This window comes from Nocardioides sp. (genome assembly GCF_047607185.1).
Classification (GTDB): domain Bacteria; phylum Actinomycetota; class Actinomycetes; order Propionibacteriales; family Nocardioidaceae; genus Nocardioides.
Window position 1 is genome coordinate 1 of record NZ_JASGDQ010000027.1, and the last position, 4,637, is coordinate 4,637.

The 4,637-nt window shown below is 65.9% G+C and carries 1 protein-coding gene; it reads left to right on the forward strand.

Annotation, left to right across the window (positions count from 1 at the left end):
• Positions 1 to 706 precede the first annotated feature (706 nt).
• A partial coding sequence (locus QM595_RS02420; RefSeq protein WP_415169929.1) for an SdrD B-like domain-containing protein occupies positions 707 to 4,637 on the forward strand: 3,931 nt, incomplete at its 3' end.

A 4,637-nucleotide genomic window follows, 5' to 3' on the forward strand; every position in this document is an offset into this window, starting at 1 on the left:
TACTTCGATGTCAAGGGCAAGCACAAGCTGGTGGTGGTGACTTGTTCGGACAAGACCGTGTATGCCAACGGTCGGTTCCACTACCAGAAGAACTTCGTGGTGACCCTGGTCCCCGTCCACGCCAAGTAGGACACGGCCAAGTAGGACACGCGGCTCACGCCGCGGGGCTGCGGCCCCGTGGCGTGAGCCTGTCGTGGAGTAGAGCTGCCCATCCCGAGGCCCCCTGACAGGATGGGCGAGGGGGAGACGTCCCGTCCGTCTCCCCCTCATCCCATTTCGCGCACGACCCCGTTCTGCCCTCCCGAAACCCTGACGCAGGGTGATCGTGAGGGTGAACTTGAGGGTGAATTCGTGTCCGCGCCGGCATCGGCCCTCCGATGCCGAGACGGCGACGTCTGGTCACCACCGGGTGCGGTAGAGACGCTCCTCCTCGTAGCCGCGACAGGCTACTAGTCCGATCGGACTATTCCATAGCTAACTTGCCTCATCTTTCGGTGGTCGGTAGCGGTGGTGGGGGTTCTCTGTTTGAATGCCAGCGCGCACCGATTCCGTGGCTCTTCGGGTCCGGCGGTGGGCGTCGGAAGCAGTTCCGGCGTTGGGGGGAGTTCGGGAGACTGGCTCGGGACGGCACCTGGGGTGCTGTTCTGGTGAGTTGTGCCGCTTCCTCGGCGTGGAGCTGGGAGAGCATCAACTCAGGGGGAAGCAAGTGAGTGGACAGTCACGTCCTTATGGTCGTTTCGGCGGCGGTCGGCACCGGGAGCGCCGACTGTGGCGGGTCGGGGCCCGTCGGGGGCTCATCGCCAGCACGGTGATGGGGCTCGGGCTGGGTGGCGTCGTACTGTCCGCGGCCCCGGCTTCGGCCGCGGTGACCGCCGGCACGGTCTTCAAGGACTTCAACGGCAACGGTGTCTATGACACCACCGCGAAGAACTTGGTGGTGGAGACCGGTCTGAAGGGCGCGGTCGTCTCCGCTTTCGTCGACGACAATGACACTGCGGTCGCCACTGCCACCACGGACGCGTACGGGGAGTACAGCCTGGACCTGGGCACGATCGCGGATGGCACCGCGTTGCGTCTGGAGTTCGAGCTTCCCGAGGGTTATGAGTCCTCCACCCACGGCGGCACCAGTGTGCAGTTCACCACCGCGGGCGCGACCGGGGTCGACTTCGCCGCTAACGCTCCTGATGACTACTCTCCCGACCTCAGCGCCGACAACCCGCCGATCGTGACCGCGATCCAGATCCCGGGCGATCCGGAGTCGACCGCGACCGCCTCGCCGGCGAGCGAGCCGGCACTGGTGATCCAGCCCTGGAGCTCCGGGCTTAGTAGCGGTAGCACGCAGAGCGGCTACCCCAACCGGACCACGCTGGCCACGTTCGGTGAGGTCGGGGCGTTGTGGGCGACCGAATACAACCGGGTGACCAACAGTGTCTATGCCGCGGCCACCTACAAGCGTGAGTCGGGTCTGGGCGAGCTCGGCCTTGCCGGCATCTACCGTGTCGATGACGTGTTGACCGAGGACGGTGGCATCGGCATGCCGGGCACGGTGGTGCCCTGGGTCGACTTGACCAGTCTGGGCATCGACTTCGGCACCGCGCTGAGCAACTCCGAGCGTGGTCTGGACGCCACGACCACCGTCGCGCGGGACCCTGACGCCTTCGCCAAGGCCGGCAAGATCGGTATCGGTGGCATCAGTGTGAGCGAGGACGGCAGCACGATGTATGTCGCCAACCTCTACGACAACAAGATCTACGTCCTCGGTATCGACACCGCCGACCCGAGCGCGGCGCCGACCCTCGAAGGCACCCTCGACCCGAGTCTGAGCGATGGCCAGCAGTTGTGGGCGGTCGAGACCCACCACGGCAGTCTCTTCGTGGGCTATGTCGACACCCAGCAGGCAGCCGATGACACCAAGGGCGCCTACGACACCACTAATGCGGCCCACGTCCTGAGCACCCCCGAGGCCGGCCCAGGCACCTGGACCTCCGTGTTGGACTTCCCGCTCGACTACAGCCGGGGTGCGTCCTACACCGGCATCAACACCCCGGACGCCAAGCGGTGGAACGTCTGGTCCGACACCTGGACCGAGAACACGACCAACACCTCCACCACGGCCGCCGCCAATGCGCACTACGCCAACGGTTGGTGGATGGCCTACCACCAGCCGATCCTCTCCGACCTCGAGTTCGACGGCGACGACAACCTGATCGTCGGCCTGGCCGACCGCAACGCGCTGCAGGGCGGCAACCGCAACGTGGCGCCGTATGTCAACGATGACAGCACCGTCTCGACGTCAGGCGCCTGCACCTCCACGACCACGGCCAACCTCGCCACGACCTGCTACCAGACCGTCAGTGCTGGCGACACCCTGATCGCCTGGCCCAGCGCGGAGGAGGAGTGGACGGTGGAGTCCGACGGCACGATCACCAACCTCGACAGCACCACGCGCACCGGCTACTCCACGACCAACAGCCAGGGCCCCGGTGGCGGGGAGTTCTTCAACGACACCCGCCCGTGGCCGTCGTCGACCAGCCACCAAGAGGGCACCCTGGGCGCGCTGGCCGCGGTCCGTGGTGTGTCCGAGATCGTGACGACCTCGTTCGACCCGGCTGGCGAAATCCGCAACTCGGGCCTGAACTGGCTCAGCCTCGCCAATGGCGCTACCACCAAGTCCTACCAGCACCGGCCCGACGGCGGCGGTGGCAGCAACAACGCCGCCGGGGTTGCCTCACCGGGCTTCGAAAAGGGTGGTGGTCTCGGTGATGTCGAGGCGTTGGTGCCGCCGGCTCCGATCGAGATCGGCAACCGGGTCTGGATCGACGTCGACGGTGACGGCGTCCAGGACCCGTCCGAGCCCGCCCTCGCCGGCGTCGTGGTCGAGCTCCTCGACGACGACGGCACGGTGTTGGCCACCACGGTCACCGCCGCCGACGGCACCTACTACTTCAGCTCCACCGACGTGGACGGGCTGGAGCCGAACGGCGGCGACTACACCATCAGGTTCACCAACCCCTCGGCACTTGACGAGAGTGATGTCAACTACCAGGACGGCACCACCGTCGCGGCCACCATCGGCACCAGGGACGTGACCTGGGCCGAGCTCACGCTCACCGCGGTCGACGAGGGGAGCAAGGACACCATCGACTCCGACGCGACCGCGACCGCGACCGACTCCGACGGCTACGTCGGCACGACGCCGTACACCGCTGGCGGTCCGGGCGAGAACGACCACACCCTGGACGCGGGATTCCAGTACCCACTGAGCGTCAGCGTGGGTGACTACGTCTGGCTCGACACGAACAAGGACGGTGTCCAAGACTCCGGCGAGTCGGGTATCGAGGGTGTCACGTTGACGATCAGCCGTAGTGACGAAGGGACCGTCACCCATGCTGATGGGACGGCGTACACCGAAGAGGAGCTGTCCACGGTCACGGATGCTGATGGCGGGTACCTCTTCGAGGACCTGTCGGTGCTGCCCGAGGGCGTCTACTACGTGGTCACCATCGACGAGGACAGTGAGGCCCTAGATGGGCTGGTCCCGACCCAGACCGGTCAGGGCACCACGGCCACCGACTCCTCGACGGGTTCGGCCACGTCGACTGAGCTGACTGAGGACGGTGACTCCGACCTGACGCTGGACTTCGGGTTCATCACCCCGGCGGTCACGGTGGGCGACTATGTCTGGCTCGACACCGACAAGGACGGTGTCCAGGACGCCGACGAGTCGGGTATCGAGGGCGTCACGTTGACGATCAGCCGTAGTGACGGCGGGACCGTCACGCATGCTGATGGGACGGCGTACACCGAAGAGGAACTCTCCACGGTCACGGATGCTGATGGTGGGTATCTCTTCGAGGACCTGGCGGTGCTGCCGGCGGACGTCTACTACGTGGTCACCATCGACGAGGACAGTGAGGCCCTGGATGGGCTGGTCCCGACCCAGACCGGTCAGGGCACCACGGCCACCGACTCCTCGACGGGTTCGGCCACGTCGACCGAGCTGACTGAGGATGGTGACTCCGACCTCACCCTGGACTTCGGGTTCATCACCCCGACCGTCTCGGTGGGTGACTACGTCTGGATCGACACCGACAAGGACGGTGTCCAGGACGAGGGCGAGCCGGGCATCGGGGGTGTCAAGCTGACCCTGACCGATGAGGACGGTGAGGTGGTCGCGACCACCACCACCGACAGCAATGGTTACTACGAGTTCACCAACCTGCCTCCGGGCACCTATACGGTCACCATCGACTCCAGCACGGTCCCGGCTGGGCTGGTCTCGACCCAGACCGGTCAGGGCACCACGGCGACGGATTCCTCCACGGGTTCGGCGACCTCGGTGAAGCTGGTCAACGATGGTGACTCGGACCTGACGCTCGACTTCGGGTTCGTGTCCCCGGAGGTGTTGGCTGCCACGTTGAGTGGGGTGACGGTGTCGACGAAGTCGTCGGTGAAGCAGGCTGAGACTGGTACGCAGCTCTTTGACCAGGTTCAGGTTCAGGGTCTGGCCGCGGGTCAGACGGCTTCGGCGACGGCCACGCTCTATGGGCCGTATGCGAGCAAGAAGGACATGACGTGTGCTTCGGGCAAGGCGGTCAAGACGGTGAGTTTCACCGCCACCAGTGAGTGGGTGGAGA